The sequence below is a fragment of the Neobacillus sp. DZ-9 genome (assembly GCF_059587065.1).
Genome location: NZ_JCAIOL010000020.1, coordinates 36,127 through 53,943, shown reverse-complemented (window position 1 = coordinate 53,943; position 17,817 = coordinate 36,127). Strand labels below are relative to the sequence as shown.

The window sequence follows — 17,817 nt, the reverse complement described above, 5'->3', positions numbered from 1 at the left end:
TTAGGCACGCCGCCAGCGTTCGTCCTGAGCCAGGATCAAACTCTCCAAGAAAGTTGATTAGCTCATAAAATAAAACGTTGGCTCGTTTCATAAAGAAACGAATATTATTGTTTGTTGACGTTCTTGTTTGTTTAGTTTTCAAAGAGCAATTTTATTATCGCCCAAAAGCGACTTTATTATCATACCAAGTCATTAACTTAAAGTCAACAACTTTTTTGTTTTTCTTTTTTAAAACATGTTGTCTTGCAACAACGTTTATTAATATACCACCATTTATCATCCCATGCAATAGCTTTTTTATACTTTTTTTGGACAAATGATAAATTAATAATATTCGAATTACTTCTAACAAAAGGGCTGTGTTTAACTATTCTGTTGATTTCCGCTCTAGGCGCGAGCGGTTCACGGGCAGTTCGGTGAGCCTCCTCAGCGCTTTAGTGCCTGCGAGGTCTCCCCTGTCCCACACTCCCGCAGGAGTCTCGCACCTTCCGCTCCAATCAACAGGGTTAAAAAATCAACAACAACTTATAACACAGCTAACAAAAAAAGCACCGGATTTTCACCGGCACTTTTTTTCAATTATATTATCGGTGACGCATTAATGGGAATAATAGTACGTCACGAATAGAAGGAGAATTCGTTAACAGCATCACCAGGCGGTCAATTCCGATTCCCAATCCGCCTGTTGGAGGCATACCATACTCTAATGCTTCGACGAAGTCCTCGTCCATCATATGGGCTTCATCATTACCCTGCTCGCGCTCTTTTAGCTGTGCTTCAAAACGCTCTCTTTGATCAATTGGATCGTTAAGCTCTGTGAAGGCATTAGCATGCTCACGCGCTACGATAAACAACTCAAAGCGGTCAGTAAAACGTGGATCTTCATCATTTTTCTTGGCAAGCGGTGAAATCTCCACTGGGTGGCCAAAAATAAAGGTTGGCTGAATAAGCTTCTCTTCTACTTTTTGCTCAAAGAACTCATTCACAATATGACCGTAAAGCATGTTATCATTAATTTCTACTGCGTGCTCCTTGGCAAGCGCACGCGCTTCCTCGACGCTCATTTCTTTCCAGAAGTCCACTCCTGTATATTCTTTAATTGCGTCTACCATGTGGAGTCTCTTCCATTCCGGCTTAAGGTCTACTTCGTGATCGCCATATTGAATCGTGGTAGTTCCAACTACTTCTTGTGCAATATGGGCAATTAAATTTTCAGTTAAGCTCATGATATCGCGGTAATCAGCATATGCCTCATATAATTCAATCATTGTAAACTCTGGGTTATGACGAGTAGAAACACCTTCGTTTCGGAATACACGGCCAATTTCATACACTTTTTCAAGGCCCCCGACAATCAGGCGTTTTAAGTGAAGCTCGATGGCAATCCGCATAAATAATTGCATATCCAACGCGTTATGGTGTGTAATAAACGGACGAGCAGACGCACCGCCAGCAATGGAATGCATCATTGGTGTTTCTACCTCTAAATAGCCTTGATTATCTAAATAACGGCGCATCGCGCGAATAATTTTACTGCGAGCAATAAAAGTTGCTTTGCTTTCCTGGCTCATGATTAAATCCAAGTAACGCTGGCGGTAGCGCTGCTCAACATCCTTTAGACCGTGGAATTTATCCGGCAGCGGACGAAGTGCTTTCGTTAAGAATACGAATTCTTGAACTTTTACAGATAACTCGCCAACTTGGGTTTTAAAAAGGGTTCCTGTTACTGCAATGATGTCCCCTAAATCAGCAGAATCAAAGATTTCATACTGTTCTTCACCGACAGCATCTTTCCTTACGTATACTTGCAATTGGCCGGTTAAGTCTTGAATATGAGCAAATCCTGCTTTTCCTTTCCCACGCTTTGTCATAATACGACCTGCGAGTGAAACAGAAACATTTTTTCCTTCAAGTTCTTCTTTTTCCAGCTCACCATATTGTTCAATCAATTCAAGGGTATTGTGAGAACGATCAAAACGCTTGCCAAATGGGTCAAGTCCATTTTCACGCATACTGTGCATTTTTTCCCGTCTGACCCTTAATTGGTCATTTAATTCTTCCTGACTCATGACTAATTCAACTCCATTACTTCTTTTTTATGTAAAACTAAAAAGAATACTCACCAATTTTTTTACATACTATATTATTTTACACAAACTTGAGTATTCAGACATTAAAAATGTTTTTTAGATAGAAGAAAAACTGCCAGTTGTTCTACTGGCAGCTTGCATTCGTAAACAAAAGTATTATAGAAAATGAGAAAAAGAAAGTCAAACTCAGCCAACAATTGCCTGGTTTTGTTCCATCTCCTCAACCTCTTGAACCAAACCATTTAACAAGAGGGCTAAATCTTCACGGGTATTGCACTCATTAATGGCGGTACGTACTCTTGCGTTTCCGCGCACTCCTTTTAGATACCAGGCCGCATGCTTGCGCATTTCACGAACGGCAATATCTTCATTTTTCAAGGCAATTAATCGATCTAAATGAAGGATACAAACATCAATTTTTTCCCGGACAGATGGTTCATCCATTAGCTTGCCTGTTTCTAGATACTGGACCGTACGGTAGATCATCCATGGGTTTCCGAGCGCTGCGCGGCCGATCATAACACCATCCACACCGGTTTCATCCAACATTCTCTTGGCGTCCTGAGGTGTTTGAACGTCACCGTTGCCTATAATCGGGATATTAACTGACTGCTTCACTTCACGAATGATATCCCAATTGGCTTTTCCTTCGTACATTTGCACGCGGGTACGGCCATGCAGGGAAACAGCTTTTCCTCCAGCCTTTTCAACCATTTGTGCATTTTGGACGGCAAAGATATGATCTTCATCCCAGCCCATCCGCATTTTCACTGTAACCGGCTTTTCAACGGCATCCACAACCGCAGAAACCATTTCATAGATTTTATTTGGGTCTAAGAGCCACTTTGCCCCGGCATCACATTTCGTAATCTTTGGAACCGGGCAGCCCATATTGATATCGATAATATCAGCATTGGTGTTTTTATCTACGAATCTTGCTGCTTCTACAAGCGTTTCTTTTCCACCGCCAAAAATTTGCAGGCTTAACGGCTTTTCACGCTCATCAATATACAGCATATTCATCGTCTTTTCATTTTTTAAAACGATTCCTTTATCACTAACCATTTCCGCACAAACTAATCCAGCACCGAACTCTTTTACCGTTAAACGGAATGCAGAGTTACATACACCGGCCATTGGTGCTAAAACGACTTGATTCTTCATTTCAATATCGCCAATTTTCAACATATAACAACCTCCTATTCTTTTGGCGTTAAATCATCTATGGTTATTTTCAAGGAATGTGCAATCCTTTCGAGTAAATCCCCTGCTGGCAGGCGGTTTCCTCTTTCAATCTCCCCTAAAATGGACACTGATACACCTAATTGCCTCGAAAAGCTTTCTTGTGTATATCCCTTTAGTTTTCGATAGGCTCGAATACGTCTTCCCCATTTTTCCGCTTCCATATTCTGACTCCTTCTTTATCTGGTAATTCATTTAACCATGCTTCAAGAGGTTTATTATTGAATGGTAATCTACTATCATGATTAATTTCTAAAAATGGAATCATCACAAAAGCCCGCACTAGCATTCTAGGGTGCGGAACAATTAGCTTCTCTGTTTCAATATTTTCTTGGTTAAAGGTCAGAATGTCAAGGTCTATAGTCCTTGGTCCCCATTTTATTTCCCTTTTTCTTCCAAGTTCAATTTCCGTTATTAAACATCTATCTAATAATTCATCTGCACTTAAATCAGTGATAATCTCAATAACCATATTTAAAAATAAATCCTGGTCTTCATATCCGACAGGATCTGTTTCATAAATAGAGGAGTAATTTACCAGCTTTATATCTGAATGACTTGTTAATTTTTTAATCGCACTTACCATATTATCATAACGGCTTCCCATGTTAGAGCCAAGGGCAATAAATGCTGTATTTTCCACTTTTATCTACTCCTCGTTATTTCTACAGCAACGGATTTGTAATGTCCGGGAATCGGCGGGTCCGGTTTAATTACCTTCACCGTCACCTCACCAATAAGCTGGAATGCTGCCAGCACACTTACAGCTATTTTTTCAGCAATAGCTTCCAGTAATTTATATGGTTTTCCTTCGACAATTTCTTTACATAATTGATACAGCTCGCCATAATTTACGGAATGCTGCAGTTCATCGGTTTCACCCGCTCTTTTTAACTCCAAGGAAACGGTTAAGTCGACGATAAAGCGCTGGCCAAGTCTGGTCTCTTCCGGGAAAACTCCGTGATAGCCATAGAACTCCATTTGGTTCACAAATATTTTATCCAATCACTTCACCCTTCCCCATTAGTACATCCATCATTTTGGCCATACGGCTCATTTCTTTGACATCGTGAATTCTGATGATTTGACAGCCCTTTTGAATTCCATAACAAATGGTTGCGCCTGTTCCCTCCATTCGTTGTTCAACAGGGAGATTTAGCGCTTGTCCAATCATGGATTTTCTAGATGTACCTAAAAGAACAGGATAACCCAGCATGACAAACTTATCTAAATTCTGCATGGTTAGCAAATTTTCCTGGAAGTTTCTCGCAAAACCGATACCCGGATCGATAATAATTTTTTCATCCTTTACTCCTGCTTTTTTGACGATTGCAATACTTTCATAAAGGTCGTTTAATACGTCTCTCATAAAAGAGTTGTAGTTTCGTTCATGGCGATTATGCATTAATATAATGGGAACATCATATTGTGCCGCTACTTCTGCCATTTGATCATCTGCTTTAGCTCCCCAAATATCATTAATGATATGGGCCCCTGCTTCAATCGCCCGCTTGGCTACCTCTGCTTTATATGTATCGATGGAAATCGGTATTTGGACGTTCTCGGAAATAGCCTTAATAACTGGAATGACCCGTTCAAGCTCTTCCTCAGCCGAAACTGCCGCAAATCCCGGCCGTGTTGATTCACCACCGATATCAATAATATCCGCACCATTTGTCGCCATTTCCTTCGCATGGCGAACAGCATGTTCAATTTGATTAAATTTACCGCCATCGGAAAAGGAATCTGGAGTTGCATTTAAAATTCCCATCACAATTGTTTTTTTACGAAAGTCTAAGGTATATGGACCACAATGAATTTGTTCCTGAGCTGTATACACCCCTATGCCCCCCTATTAAATACTTCTATTATCATACATGATATAGCCCTTTATTTACAAAGGCTCTTTTCGTAAACTATGTTGCTCTTGGGGCTTAATTAAAGGGCATTTACTAAGTTTGTAGGCAATTTTCGCAAATGTTCTTACGAAAAGATGCCACGAAGCATCTAGTTATACGGGTTGATGGACTTATTCGAAAAACAACAATCTCTGCGAAAATAGCCTTTACAAAAAAGAAGTGTCGGCAAATGCCAACACTTCTACAGTAAATTTACTCAGCTTCATATTGATAAAGCGGTGTACTTAAATAACGTTCTCCGTTATCCGGAATAATCGCAAGCACTTTTTTACCTTTGCCTAATTGTTTAGCAACCTTTAATGCTGCAGAAATAGCGGCTCCAGAAGAAATACCGCCTAGAATTCCTTCTTCTCTTGCTGCACGGCGGGAAGCTTCAAATGCTTCTTCTGTGTTAATTTGAATAACTTCGTCATAAATTTCTGTATTTAGTGTTTCAGGGATAAAGCCTGCTCCAAGTCCTTGCAGCTTATGAGGGCCAGGTTTTCCACCGGATAAGACTGGAGAATCCAGTGGTTCAACGGCAACAATTTTAACATTAGGGAATTTTTCGCGAAGAACACTTCCAGCTCCTGAAATGGTTCCTCCTGTTCCAATACCTGAAACAAACGCATCTAACTGATCCATTTGTTCAACAATTTCTTTACCTGTTGTTCTTCTGTGAACCTCAGGGTTAGCTTGGTTTTTGAACTGCTGCGGCATGAAATAGCCATTTTCTGCTGCAAGAGTCTCTGCACGGGCAATTGCACCCTTCATCCCTTCTGGTCCTGGTGTTAACACAAGCTCACCGCCATAGGCACGAAGAAGGTTTCTTCTTTCTAAGCTCATTGTTTCCGGCATTACAAAAATTGCTTTGTATCCTTTGGCTGCTGCAATCATCGCAAGTCCAATACCAGTATTACCACTTGTCGGCTCAATAATGGTATCGACACCAGGCTTAATTAAGCCTTGTTCTTCAGCCGCTTCAATCATCGCTAAACCAATACGATCTTTTACACTGCTGCCAGGGTTAAAATATTCAAGCTTTAAGTAAACCTCAGCGCTATTTTCATCTACTAATCTGTTTAATTTTACGATTGGCGTTTGACCAACTAATTCTGCTACAGAATTTGCAACACGTACCATAAAGGACACCCCTATTCCGAGTATTTTTATTGGATTTATATCATTAAATTTACCAGTTATATCTTCCTATTGTCAATTGTTTTGTTTGTAGAATTGTGAAAATATTATAAAAAAAGAAAACACAGAATCGCAATGTGTTTTCTTTTATTCCTTATCCTTGCCATAAAACCAGTCTACCTTTGCTTCGTCCCAGAAAGTGGCAGCAGAGGCTGGTTTTTTCATCTGATCGAGGGCAATTTGCCTGCGGAGTTGATCTTTTACCTCGGAAAAAGAATAGGTTTCTCCGCTAATTTTCCCTTCAAGCTTAATTAAAGCATACCCTTGCTCCACTTTAAGTGGTTTACTGTATTTCCCCTTTTTTAGCTTTTTAGCTGTCTGAAGATAAAGTTTCGGGTAGCGCTCGTCCTCCTCCGCGATATAGCCGATATCCCCGCCTTCATTTGCGGAAAACTCATCAATGGACTTTTCCATTGCCAGTGCGGAAAAGCTAGAACCATGGGCTAATTCCTTTGATGCCTTCACTGCCTCTGCCTTTGTTTTCACAATGATATGCGACAAGTGATAGGCAGCCGGAACATCGAAAAGATTTTTATTCTTTTCATAATAGCTTTTTAATTCTTTATTAGAAACCTCTACATCTCTCGTTAAAAGCTCTTCTAATAAAAGAGTGCTGCGAATTTGTTCCTTCCACTTTTTCTCATTGGCCTGTTTTTTTGGACTAAAAGTATTATAAGTGGTCTGCAGCATGCGATATTCCCGTTCAACATCTTCGTCCGATATTTCAATATCGTATTTTGCCGCCATTTCTTCAATGACCTTTTGATCGACCATTTCCTTTAACACATCTTTGCCATATCTTGCTTCAAGTTCATTCAGCCAATCTTGTCGCGAGATGGTCTTTTTCCCGATTGTCGCTACCGCCTCTTCATTGGCCAATGCTCCATTTGCCTCGTTCACCTTTGATAAGAAAAAGGCAGCCGTCAGGCAATTGAGCATAATGAGGGCAGCAATTACCATCCAAAGCTGCTTCCTGCCCAACCGGTTCTCCCCCTATTGAATCTCTTATTTCGCCTCTTTTTTAAGTTCTTCTAATTCTTCTTTTGTGAATAAGTATTTTTCATTACAGAAATGACAGTGTGCCTCAGCCTGACCGTCTTCTTCGATCATATCATTAATTTCCTTTGCACCTAGACCGACAATCGCACCAGCAAAACGCTCTTTGGAACATGAACATCGAAATCCAACCGGCATGGTTTCAAGTATCTTTACATTTTCTTTGCCAAAAAGCTCAGCTAATATATCCTCTGGAGTTAAGCCTCGTTCAATTAATTTAGATATCGGTTCAATCGTTTTCAACCGTTCTTCCATCTTGGAGATAATTTCATCTTTAATCCCCGGCATTAACTGAAAAATAAAGCCTCCTGCCGCTAAAATGGAATCATCTGGATTCACTAAAACCCCGACACCCACGGACGATGGAACCTGCTCAGAAGTAGCAAAGTAGTAAGTAAAATCTTCACCTATTTCCCCTGATACGATCGGCACCTGTCCAGAAAAGAAATCACGCAACCCAACATCCTTCACGACGGATAACAGACCATCGGTACCGACCGCGCGGCGGACATCAAGCTTGCCGTGTTCATTCGATTCAAAATCAACCTCCGGGTGAGTCACATAGCCGCGGACCTCTCCTTTAGCATTACTATCAACTAAAATAGGTCCAAGCGGCCCGCCGCCATCAATCTTAATGGTCAGCTTTTCGTCTCCCTTTAACATTGCACCCATCATGAGCCCTGCGGTCATCGCGCGGCCTAAAGCTGCCGATGCTGTTCTCCAGGTTTGATGGCGGCGCTGCGCCTCACGGACTGTTTCAGTTGTACGAACTGCATAAGCGCGAATATTTCCATCATAGGCAAGCGCCTTAACTAGATAATCCTTCATTGTCAAACTCCTTTCGTGCTGTCCCCTCTTAGGTTATCCTATGTTGCGCTTATAGATAAGCTGCAAGCCCTTTAATGTTAAAAATGGGTCTACGATATCAATAACCGTTGATTCTTGGGCAATTAGATTAGCCAAGCCGCCTGTTGCAATAACAGTTGGCTTTTTCTCACCTTGCTCCATCATCCGCCTTACAATGCCTTCAACTTGCCCAACATACCCATAGACAATCCCTGCCTGCATTGCCGCAACGGTATTTTTTCCAATAACACCTTCAGGGCGGGCAATTTCAATCCGCGGCAATTTCGCCGCTCTAGAATATAGAGCTTCGGTAGAGATGCCCACTCCCGGAGCAATCGCACCACCCATATATTGACGCTCCTCATTAATATAACAATAAGTGGTTGCGGTTCCAAAATCGACAATAACCAATGGGCTTCCATATTCATGAATGGCCGCAACGGCATTAACAATTCGGTCCGCTCCAACTTCGCGAGGGTTTTCATATTTTATATTTAAGCCAGTCTTAATTCCTGGGCCGACAACAAGTGGTTTAATATGAAAATACTTTTGGCACATGCGCTCTAACGCAAACATAATCGGCGGAACAACTGAAGAAATGATAATGCCATCAATATCTGAAAAGGAAAGACCGGAATGATCAAACAATGCTTTTACATTCATCCCAAACTCATCCTCTGTCCGGTTTCGATTTGTTTCGATCCGCCAATGGTATTTCAGTGCATCTCCTTGATAAACACCAAGTACAATATTCGTATTTCCCACATCAAAAACAAAAATCAAATCTATCACTCACTTTATCGGATTTTTCTTTTCTCATATTGCACATATCATACCATAATTATCTGCTTCAGGAAAAAAAAGAGTGCTTCATCGAAGCACTCTTTCTACATTACTTATAGTCAATTTCATCAGGAGGAGTATCTAAGAAGGATTTTTCATCCTTTTCAGACTCATCCTTTTTGGTGTTGATATTTACCTTTACATCTTCTGCTTTTTTAGGTTCAACCTTTACCGCTTCTAAAGTAACAGAAGGGTCTGGCATATGGCCATGGTCAACTAAATAGCGAATTTGTTCAGCATTAAGTGTTTCCACTTCAAGAAGAGTCTTGGCAATAAGATCAAGCTTATCTCGATTCTCAGTAAGAATCTTTCTAGCTCTTTCGTATTGTTCTTTAATAATACGCTGAATTTCAAGATCGATTTCATAGGCAATCGCATCTGAATAATTCTGTTCATTATGAAGGTCACGGCCTAGGAAAACTTGACCGCCTGACCCTTGACCGAACTGCAATGGTCCAAGCTTATCACTCATTCCAAATTCTGTCACCATGCGGCGTGCAATTCCCGTAGCACGCTGGAAATCATTGTGTGCCCCAGTACTTACCTCACCAAAGACAATCTCTTCTGCCACACGCCCGCCTAATAAACCAACAATTTTATCAAGCAATTCCGGTTTTGTCATAAAGTAGCGGTCTTCTCTAGGAAGCATTACCGCATATCCGCCTGCCTGGCCACGCGGGACAATCGTTACCTTGTGAACCATATCGGCTTCATCAAGCACTAATCCAATAACGGTATGACCGCCTTCATGGAAGGCAACAATGTTTCTTTCTTTTTGAGAAATAACACGAGTCTTTTTAGCTGGACCAGCAATGACACGATCCGTTGCTTCATCAATGTCGGACATTTCGATTTTCTTTTTATTCTGACGAGCTGCCACCAATGCGGATTCATTTAATAGATTTTCTAAATCTGCCCCTGAAAAGCCTGGTGTACGCATCGCGATATTTTTTAAATTTACCGATTCATCTAAAGGCTTGTTGCGTGCATGAACCTTGAGGACTGCTTCACGTCCAATAACATCTGGACGGTCAACCGTAATTTGGCGGTCAAAGCGGCCCGGACGTAAAAGAGCTGGATCGAGAATATCCGGACGATTTGTTGCTGCTACAATAATAATTCCTTCATTGGCACCAAAACCATCCATTTCAACGAGCAACTGGTTCAAGGTTTGCTCACGTTCATCGTGACCGCCGCCAAGACCTGCACCACGCTGACGACCAACGGCATCAATTTCGTCAATGAAGATAATACATGGAGCATTCTTTTTTGCATTTTCAAATAAGTCACGAACACGGGATGCACCGACTCCAACGAACATCTCAACGAAATCAGAACCACTTATCGAGAAGAATGGAACTCCTGCTTCACCAGCACATGCTCTTGCTAATAGCGTTTTACCTGTTCCTGGAGGTCCAACCAAAAGGATCCCTTTTGGAATACGGGCCCCAAGTTCAGCAAATTTGCGAGGGTCTTTTAAAAACTCAACCACTTCGACTAATTCAGCCTTTTCTTCATCTGCTCCGGCTACATCTCTGAAACGGACCTTTTTCTTATCATCGTTATAAAGCTTAGCTTTAGATTTACCAAAATTCATAACCCGGCTGCCGCCGCCTTGAGCTTGGTTTAATAAAAAGAAAAACAAAATAAAGATGATGACAAACGGAATAATGGACGTAAAGAACGTAACCCAACCACTTGTTTCCTTTGCAGGCATTACGTCAACTTTAGCTTCTGAATCCTGGATGCTTCCAATAATCTTTTCACTGTTTGGAATATAGGTTAGAAATTTTTCACCTTTTGCCTTTAATTCACCCCGAACTTCATAAACACCTCGTTCAGGCTGCATGGAAAATGATTTTACTTCGCCATTTTCTAACTGCGAAACAAACTTATCATACGTAATATGTTTGGTCGATTCGCTGCTTCCATTAAAAAAGCTCACAACGCCAATAATGACTAAAAATATCAATAAATAAAAGATGGTATTACGGAAAATCCGATTCATCTCTTACCTCCTCCCGAGGGTAAAAACTATAATAAATAGTATCATAGAAAATCTTACAAATTCAAGGAATTGCCCTTAACGACAAAGGTTAACTAGCAATTGTTCAAGAAAAATCCTTATTAATGATTATTGCTGTATACCTCTGGTTTTAGTACCCCAATATATGGAAGGTTTCGATATTTTTCGATGTAATCTAACCCATAACCGACAACAAATTCATCAGGAACAATAAATCCTACATAATCTGCTTGAATTTTGCTTTTTCTTCCGGTTGGCTTATCAAGTAAAGTGACAATCTTGATGGATTTCGCTTTACGGTAACGGAATAAATCGACTAAATAGCTAAGCGTCAGCCCGCTGTCAATGATATCCTCGATAATTAAAATATCTCTGCCTTCAACAGAAGTATCTAAGTCCTTAATGATTTTGACTTCGCCGGAGGATACTAATCCCGTTCCATAGCTGGAAACATCCATGAAGTCCATTTCTAAATAGCAGTCCATTCGTTTTAATAAATCAGCCATGAAAGGCATGGCTCCCTTTAAAACCCCAATTGCGAGCGGGAAACGATCTTGATATTCCTCGGTTAATTGCGCCGCAAGCTCCCTAATTTTCCCTTGTATTTCCTCTTCTGAAACTAATACCTTTTCAATATCCTGGTTCATCATAATTGTGCCCCCTAGAAGATCATTACTTATTATATGTGAGTAGTATATATTGCTTTGCTGCTGAATCTATGCCTTCGAATGATGATTTTTTCAGACCCGGAAGCCAAATAATATTTCCCTCACTGTCCGTTATCACCGGCCAGTTATCCCGGTCATGAACAGGAATTTTTTGATCAATAAAAATATCCTTTAGCTTTTTCGATCCCTGCATTCCTTTTAATGTCATCCGGTCGCCAATACGCCGCGTCCGAATGATAATCGGCCATTTCAATTCCCCCTCATTAAACAAGGCCATGTACGACTTGTTAGAGGGAATTTCACTGTTAGTGCGTTCTATCCTAATACTCTCTTTACTTGGCAGTAATATCGTTCCTGGCTCGTTTACTTCAAAATAATATGGGTTAACCTGTTCCGCATGAAATTGAAAGGATAATTGGTGATAAGAGCGAATCACTTTTAAACCACCGGGAAAGTCAAGTTTACCTGACGGTTCACGATGACGAATTAAGTGAAATACTTGCTCAATATGTACAGCAGAAAGCTCAGCCGATTTCCCCATGTAAAGATAGTTTAATATTAGTTGAATCCCTCTTCTTTGTAAAGGTAAAGGCACTTCTAGAAACTGGTTAAGGTCAATGGTTATTTTGCTCTTTTCCCTTATTTTCACTACTGTATTCATGTGCCTTTCGGTTAATTCCATAAGATAGGTTTCATCAGATTGTAAATCTTCACTAAATCGTTGGAAATTCTCATGCACATGGAGATTTTCCGCTTTCAAAAACGGGAGAACCTCCTTACGAAATCGATTCCTGCTATAAATCCCTTTTTCATTACTCGGGTCCAGCCTTGGTGTAAGCTCATTGGATTTACAATAGTTCCAAATCTCATCCTTTGACAAGCACATAAATGGGCGAAAGATTAGGCCTTTATGAAACGGGCGAGAGAAAGGAATTCCTGCTCGTGCCATCCCCGTACTTCCCCTAGTTGCCCGCATCAGCATCGTTTCGATTTGGTCATCCCCATGATGACCTAGGGCTAAAAAAGGGAAATCATATTTTTTCATAGTACTTAAGTAAAAATCATATCGCGCTTCTCTTGCTGCAAGCTGCGAGCTCATCCCGGAAGCTTCCATGATTTTTGGAACATTAATCCGGGCCATTTCAAAAGGGACCTGATTCTGTTCACAAAAGTTTTGGACGAACATCGCGTCCTCATAGGATTCCTGACCGCGGAACATATGGTCAACATGGGCTGCTACAATGGAAAGATTTTTTTTATCTCTTTCCCCCAGCAAGAAGTGAAGTAATGCTAAAGAATCAGGCCCGCCTGATATACCAACGACAATTTTTTTATTGTTCAGTTTGAAAGACTGGCGTTCGAGAAAAGCCGTGACCTTTGTTTCCAACATATAAAAAACTTCCTTATTAAAATAAGATGAGAATATCAATAGCATACCACTATAACGAAGGAACTATCAAAATTTAGGCTTTACTATTCATATAGAAATATTTTCTTCATTTTAATACGAATAACCTTCAAAATGGTTTCAATATTTATAGTAGTTTTAAAAAAATATATCCGCTATATAAAACGGCTAATACTGCCGCAATCACAAAAAATTCAATCCAGCCGGTCTTTTTCTTCTTTTTCCGATAATGGCGCCTTGAAATGGGCGGACTTCCCTGTGATGGCTTCGACTGGACCGTGGTGTGTGCCTTTGGCGGGCTTTGTTTCGGATTAAAACTTGGATGATCGTTCAGTAAATCTAATAAGTCCGTCCGCATTTGTTTGGCGGTCGTATAATACCCCTGCAGTGCTTTTAACATTACTTTTTCAAAGGGAATTAACTCTGATTTTTGGTGAATTGCCTCTCTTAGCTGAGCGATTCCACCCGTTGTTTTGGTAAAACGTTTTGGATAGGCAGTGTTGATCATGATCATGGCGACGGAGAATAAATCATAAGAGCGTTCCGCCTTTCTTCCGCCCATCCCCCAATAGCCTCGGTCATAAAACTCGGTAAATTCCTTAATCGCTCTGCCTTGGATGGTCGTTCCCCCCACATCAATGCATCTAATTTTGGGAGGCGGCCCAGTGACAATTAAATTTTCAGGTTTTAAATCACCGAAAACCCAGCCGTTTTCATGCAGGTTATCTAAATCATTGAGAAGCTGCAAAAATAAAACGGTCGTCCATGATTTCCCCTTTTGTTGTAAAAAAGAAAGAAAATCAGGGCCGTGAATATATTCCATTACATAAAAGGAAATGCGGCCGCTACTCGTTTGCCAATCATCTACATCAAGCAAAGAAGGCCCGAGGGATGAGGGCCCCTGGACCTTTGCAAAGGATTTTAAAACATTAACCTCAGAGGTGATCGACATGCCATTATCACTCATTTTTAACGCTACTTGAGTGTTATTGTGTTTTGCAAGGTAGACAACCCCGTTTGCTCCAAATCCTAATTCCTTTATAATCGAATATTTATTTCCATGCCATTTTCCTGAAATGACGGTTCCGGGACTGACTTTACATTGATTCTTCAAAGAATGATTCATCATCACGTGCAAGCAGACTCCTTAATGAACGTTTTTGACTGAAAGCAGAAAGAGCGGTACGTAAGGCCGGGCCTGTAGGGGTAATCCCTCCGGTTGATAACTGCGAAAAGATGCTTGTCAAAGATTGTAGTTTTGGCGTCCAATCCAGCAATTTTTCGACATCGTTCTTTTTCCCGGGAAATACATAAACAGAAAATTGGTTTTCTCCTGTCCGGGCATTTAAGCTAAGCGAAAGGTCTAACAACGCTTCTTTTACCGTTTCTAGCTTATGCTTCATACTTGCACTTGTGTCGACAAGAATCAACACTTCTAATTCGACAGTTTCCCCTAATTCATCGACAACCTCCATGACCTCACCGCGTTTTTCAGGAGGCAGGTCTTCCATTGTTTGCGAACGGCCCAAAATCTGTTGAAGCTCGCGGTTAACTACACCTTGAATCGTTTGATTCATCGCTTTTCGAGTGACCATTTGCACGGTTTGTGAAAGCTGCTGGGCATAGACTATTTGGCTGACACCTCCGCCTGACATCGCGATCCCGTCAATTTCAGTCATTCCTTTTTCATCAATAACATCATGCTCCATCACACCAATGACATTTACAGTAATTCCTTGTTCCTTGGCGAGTGCGGCCATCGATACCGGATCGTCTCCTTGATTGGAGCATCCATCCGTGATCAACAAAATTTGCCGGATTTTCCCTGTATACATAACCTTCTCCCTCCACTACATGTATTGGTACCATTTTCGACCGTGTGGGGGTGATTTATACATAATTAAGGAAGGTCATGCATAAAATAAACATTTATGCATGCTTTCTTTTTTTATAAACCGGGATGGAAGCCCATTTTGGGGTATTATGTTTTATTTTTGCAACGGTCACTGTCATATCGTCAGCGATAACTCCTGCTCTGGAGCGAATCACTTCTTCCATAATCAAATCAGCTACTTCTTGAGGATCTTCTGTTTCTAATTCATGTAATTTCCGTTTCATCCATAAATCATAATTTTCAACATGCTTTGGACCCTCGAACACCCCATCGCTCATCATAATTAACAAATCGCCTGCTTTTAATTGGTCGCTAACAACATCCACTTCAAATTCCTGTAGAATCCCAATTGGCAGATTGCTCGCTTGAATCTTAATAATTTTATTACCCCTTTTAATAAAGCTTGGAGTCGACCCAATTTTAAGAAATTTAGCGGCAGCATTTTTTAAATCAATCATCGCTAAATCTAGGGTAGAAAAAATTTCATCCGTTGTTCTTAGTGAAAGGATTGAATTGATCGATTTGATTGCCACCTTTTCATCAATACCTGACTGGAGAATCTTTTGTAATAGCTGCAGCGTTTCTTTACTTTCATAATGGGCTCGCTCCCCATTTCCCATACCATCGCTGATTGCAATTGCAAATTTCCCGAAGCCGAGCTCAATGGTTGAATAACTATCACCTGAGACTAAGCCGCCATCCTTGGCTGCATGGGCTACCCCCGTTTCAACTGTAAAAGCCTTTGACGACCTAAAGGTAACATAACATAACTCATTTGGATATGTGGCACACTCCTCCTTATTGACGATAATTGTTTCTGCTAGAATATCTGATAGCATCGGGGCAATCAGCTTTTCACATTCACCGTGGCCATTGCAGAACGGGACACTCATTTCAATATCGACATTCCCAGGCTCCAGGCTATAAATCTCCACTTGTTCAATATGGATGCCGAACCCTTGAAGCGCTTCCATAATTTGTTCTTCCTGTTTATAATGATTTTCCCTTTCCCGCTGAATTTCCTTTGCGAAATTATCCATCACCTCGGATACACCCAGCAATTGGTCAGCGACAAGCTTTCTGGATTCATGCACCTGCTTTTTTAATTTCTGATTGGCTTGAAAAAACGTTAATTCCTGACCAATGGTTTCATATACCCTTTTCGGACGGGAACATATTTTTTCCCATTCCTTTGATAGCTTTAAAGAGACATTGCCATCGTTTTGGTCCATTTCATGGATGATTTCTTCCATATAAGAATAAGTTCCCGCAAAGTTCTTTGACCAGCATTGCTCCTTCTTAAAGCAGGTTTGGCACGTTTTTTCCGTTACATTACTCATAAAATAGTCCATTTCGCGCTGGTCATAATCTTCGTTCGGTAAAACTTCCGTTTGTGAAAAACTTTTTGAAAGAGTATGAAATAGACTTGAAAACTGCGAGACCCGCTGTGCGGTAACATCACGCATTTTGCGCATATATTTTTGTTGTTCTGCCGTATATTCAGGTGTCCCCGGAATATATTTTGCTAATCTTGAGGTCAGACTTTGTGGAGTTAGCAGAAATAAAAGTACTGCCGCTGACGTTTCTAAAACCGTCAGTGTGATCGAACCGCCACCCTCTCCGTACATACCGATTAATAGAGTAGAAATAAATAAGCCGATCGAAACACCGATTTTTTTCCCTTCCTTCAGTAAACCGCCCAGAACACCTGAAAAGGCCAGTAAACTCATATGATAAAAGCTCGATACGCTTGCAAGGCTGAAAATTAATCCTGTCACGACCCCAACGGTTGAGCCGACAGTTGCCCCTGCTATAAAGGAAAAGACTAATACCAAATAACGTGACATAATATGCTCTATCGACAAATCATATAGCTTCCAGCCAATTGTTCCCGTCATTATCGAAGCAAGCATGATGATGAGGCAGACGATTTCTTCTGTTTTTAATAATTGTCTTCGTTTATTTAAGGTTAAGAGCGGGATACTTTGTAAGAAGATTAACGTTAAAATAAAGGCAAGGCTTGCCTGGACACCGACCATCATCGCATCATATAAGGTCAATTGCTTTGAGAGGATGAAGCTTTCTGCTAATTTTCCAATTCCTAAAATAATTCCGACAAAAAGTGGCAAGGCCCTCATTTCATTTTTCAGCCATTTCTTGCTAACCCGATAGATGACTAGAAAAAGGATTGAGATTGCAAAGGCTGAGGCTGCATTAGCTAAAGAAAGGGTGGCTGCTCCTGCGATCAACCCAATTAAGGCAAGCGGTGCCCGATCCCTTCTAATTAAATAGACGGAGGCAAAAAACGGAAGGGTAAATGGGGTTAATTTTGCTAGGATCAGCGCCCTTCCTAGCAAAAACCCTACTAATAATAATAGAAAACCTTTCTTTATAAAAAAGGACTCTAGTAATAATTGAACTTTTTTGACTCCAACCCCTGGGTCCCACTTTGATGAATGAAGGTTGACTTCTCCGATTGGTTCTATTAAACTCCGCTCCAGCTTTTCCATAAATCACACTCCCTACTAATTCATCGTTGGAGTCTATTATAAGTTTGCTAGATTTAGAAGTTTGTCAAAATAGTGAATAGAATATGGAAAATCGTTCGACGGTTTTCACTATTTTTAATCAATTAATGTCGGAAAA

General features: G+C 40.7%; 17 protein-coding genes. 1 reads left to right on the top strand and 16 read right to left on the bottom strand.

The genetic code is table 11. From position 1 onward, the window contains the following. Positions 1-584: 584 nt before the first annotated feature. From lysS to folP, 6 genes are all read right to left on the bottom strand, one after another. Positions 585-2,069 carry a lysine--tRNA ligase gene (gene lysS / locus AC59HZ_RS29920; protein WP_496549359.1) on the bottom strand — a complete coding sequence of 495 codons (1,485 nt, stop codon included), beginning with the start codon at positions 2,067-2,069 and terminating at the stop codon, positions 585-587. Positions 2,070-2,276: 207 nt separating this feature from the next. Then, positions 2,277-3,278, bottom strand: coding sequence for a tRNA dihydrouridine synthase DusB (dusB, locus tag AC59HZ_RS29915; RefSeq protein ID WP_496549358.1), 1,002 nt, complete (start codon positions 3,276-3,278; stop codon positions 2,277-2,279). Between the two features lie 11 nt (positions 3,279-3,289). Then, on the bottom strand, positions 3,290-3,496 hold the full coding sequence (locus AC59HZ_RS29910) for a helix-turn-helix domain-containing protein (protein WP_496549357.1): 207 nt from the start codon (positions 3,494-3,496) through the stop codon (positions 3,290-3,292). After that, a complete protein-coding gene (gene folK, locus AC59HZ_RS29905; protein WP_496549356.1) occupies positions 3,448-3,975 on the bottom strand; it encodes a 2-amino-4-hydroxy-6-hydroxymethyldihydropteridine diphosphokinase in 528 nt (175 codons plus the stop codon). The genes AC59HZ_RS29910 and folK overlap by 49 nt, the downstream gene beginning before the upstream one ends. A gap of 2 nt (positions 3,976-3,977) precedes the next feature. Continuing rightward, the gene (gene folB, locus AC59HZ_RS29900) at positions 3,978-4,337 is read right to left on the bottom strand and encodes a dihydroneopterin aldolase (RefSeq protein ID WP_496549355.1); all 360 of its coding nucleotides are present in this window, start codon (positions 4,335-4,337) and stop codon (positions 3,978-3,980) included. Beyond that, positions 4,330-5,103, bottom strand: a complete 774-nt coding sequence (gene folP, locus AC59HZ_RS29895) for a dihydropteroate synthase (RefSeq protein WP_496549362.1) — start codon at positions 5,101-5,103, stop codon at positions 4,330-4,332. Before folP ends, folB begins: the two co-directional genes overlap by 8 nt. Positions 5,104-5,309: 206 nt before the next feature. Here folP and AC59HZ_RS29890 point away from each other — a divergent pair, with 206 nt between their 5' ends. Then, positions 5,310-5,441, top strand: a complete 132-nt coding sequence (locus AC59HZ_RS29890) for a hypothetical protein (RefSeq protein WP_496549354.1) — start codon at positions 5,310-5,312, stop codon at positions 5,439-5,441. Between the two features lie 2 nt (positions 5,442-5,443). Here AC59HZ_RS29890 and cysK read toward each other — a convergent pair whose 3' ends face one another. The 10 genes from cysK to spoIIE all read right to left on the bottom strand — a co-directional run bounded on the left by cysK (position 5,444) and on the right by spoIIE (position 17,681). Beyond that, positions 5,444-6,373, bottom strand: a complete 930-nt coding sequence (cysK, locus tag AC59HZ_RS29885) for a cysteine synthase A (protein ID WP_496549353.1) — start codon at positions 6,371-6,373, stop codon at positions 5,444-5,446. A 144-nt stretch (positions 6,374-6,517) separates the two neighbouring features. Further along, the gene (locus AC59HZ_RS29880) at positions 6,518-7,411 is read right to left on the bottom strand and encodes a peptidyl-prolyl cis-trans isomerase (RefSeq protein WP_496549352.1); all 894 of its coding nucleotides are present in this window, start codon (positions 7,409-7,411) and stop codon (positions 6,518-6,520) included. 24 nt (positions 7,412-7,435) lie between these two features. Further along, complete coding sequence (gene hslO / locus AC59HZ_RS29875; protein ID WP_496549351.1) at positions 7,436-8,314, bottom strand: Hsp33 family molecular chaperone HslO; 879 nt, start codon at positions 8,312-8,314, stop codon at positions 7,436-7,438. Positions 8,315-8,347: 33 nt separating this feature from the next. Further along, positions 8,348-9,115: a type III pantothenate kinase gene (locus AC59HZ_RS29870; protein ID WP_496549350.1), complete on the bottom strand. Its 768-nt coding sequence runs from the start codon at positions 9,113-9,115 to the stop codon at positions 8,348-8,350. Positions 9,116-9,224: 109 nt separating this feature from the next. Further along, entirely contained in the window at positions 9,225-11,183 is a 1,959-nt protein-coding gene (gene ftsH / locus AC59HZ_RS29865; protein WP_496549349.1) for an ATP-dependent zinc metalloprotease FtsH, read from the bottom strand. Between the two features lie 119 nt (positions 11,184-11,302). Continuing rightward, positions 11,303-11,848: a hypoxanthine phosphoribosyltransferase gene (hpt, locus tag AC59HZ_RS29860; protein ID WP_496549361.1), complete on the bottom strand. Its 546-nt coding sequence runs from the start codon at positions 11,846-11,848 to the stop codon at positions 11,303-11,305. Positions 11,849-11,873: 25 nt separating this feature from the next. Then, positions 11,874-13,259 (bottom strand): tRNA lysidine(34) synthetase TilS, encoded by a 1,386-nt coding sequence (gene tilS / locus AC59HZ_RS29855; RefSeq protein WP_496549348.1) that lies wholly within the window; start codon positions 13,257-13,259, stop codon positions 11,874-11,876. 145 nt (positions 13,260-13,404) lie between these two features. Beyond that, a complete protein-coding gene (gene prkT, locus AC59HZ_RS29850; RefSeq protein WP_496549360.1) occupies positions 13,405-14,406 on the bottom strand; it encodes a serine/threonine protein kinase PrkT in 1,002 nt (333 codons plus the stop codon). After that, positions 14,375-15,112 carry a VWA domain-containing protein gene (locus tag AC59HZ_RS29845; protein ID WP_496549347.1) on the bottom strand — a complete coding sequence of 246 codons (738 nt, stop codon included), beginning with the start codon at positions 15,110-15,112 and terminating at the stop codon, positions 14,375-14,377. Before AC59HZ_RS29845 ends, prkT begins: the two co-directional genes overlap by 32 nt. A 94-nt stretch (positions 15,113-15,206) precedes the next feature. Continuing rightward, positions 15,207-17,681: a stage II sporulation protein E gene (gene spoIIE / locus AC59HZ_RS29840; protein WP_496549346.1), complete on the bottom strand. Its 2,475-nt coding sequence runs from the start codon at positions 17,679-17,681 to the stop codon at positions 15,207-15,209. Positions 17,682-17,817 lie beyond the last annotated feature (136 nt).

Coding starts and splice junctions, on each gene's coding strand:
- lysS (WP_496549359.1), bottom strand. CDS start 2,069: ATGAGTCAGGAAGAATTAAATGACCAATTAAGGGTCAGACGGGAAAAA.
- dusB (WP_496549358.1), bottom strand. CDS start 3,278: ATGTTGAAAATTGGCGATATTGAAATGAAGAATCAAGTCGTTTTAGCA.
- AC59HZ_RS29910 (WP_496549357.1), bottom strand. CDS start 3,496: ATGGAAGCGGAAAAATGGGGAAGACGTATTCGAGCCTATCGAAAACTA.
- folP (WP_496549362.1), bottom strand. CDS start 5,103: ATGGGAATTTTAAATGCAACTCCAGATTCCTTTTCCGATGGCGGTAAA.
- AC59HZ_RS29890 (WP_496549354.1), top strand. CDS start 5,310: ATGTTCTTACGAAAAGATGCCACGAAGCATCTAGTTATACGGGTTGAT.
- cysK (WP_496549353.1), bottom strand. CDS start 6,373: ATGGTACGTGTTGCAAATTCTGTAGCAGAATTAGTTGGTCAAACGCCA.
- hslO (WP_496549351.1), bottom strand. CDS start 8,314: ATGAAGGATTATCTAGTTAAGGCGCTTGCCTATGATGGAAATATTCGC.
- ftsH (WP_496549349.1), bottom strand. CDS start 11,183: ATGAATCGGATTTTCCGTAATACCATCTTTTATTTATTGATATTTTTA.
- hpt (WP_496549361.1), bottom strand. CDS start 11,848: ATGAACCAGGATATTGAAAAGGTATTAGTTTCAGAAGAGGAAATACAA.
- tilS (WP_496549348.1), bottom strand. CDS start 13,259: ATGTTGGAAACAAAGGTCACGGCTTTTCTCGAACGCCAGTCTTTCAAA.
- prkT (WP_496549360.1), bottom strand. CDS start 14,406: ATGATGAATCATTCTTTGAAGAATCAATGTAAAGTCAGTCCCGGAACC.
- AC59HZ_RS29845 (WP_496549347.1), bottom strand. CDS start 15,112: ATGTATACAGGGAAAATCCGGCAAATTTTGTTGATCACGGATGGATGC.
- spoIIE (WP_496549346.1), bottom strand. CDS start 17,681: ATGGAAAAGCTGGAGCGGAGTTTAATAGAACCAATCGGAGAAGTCAAC.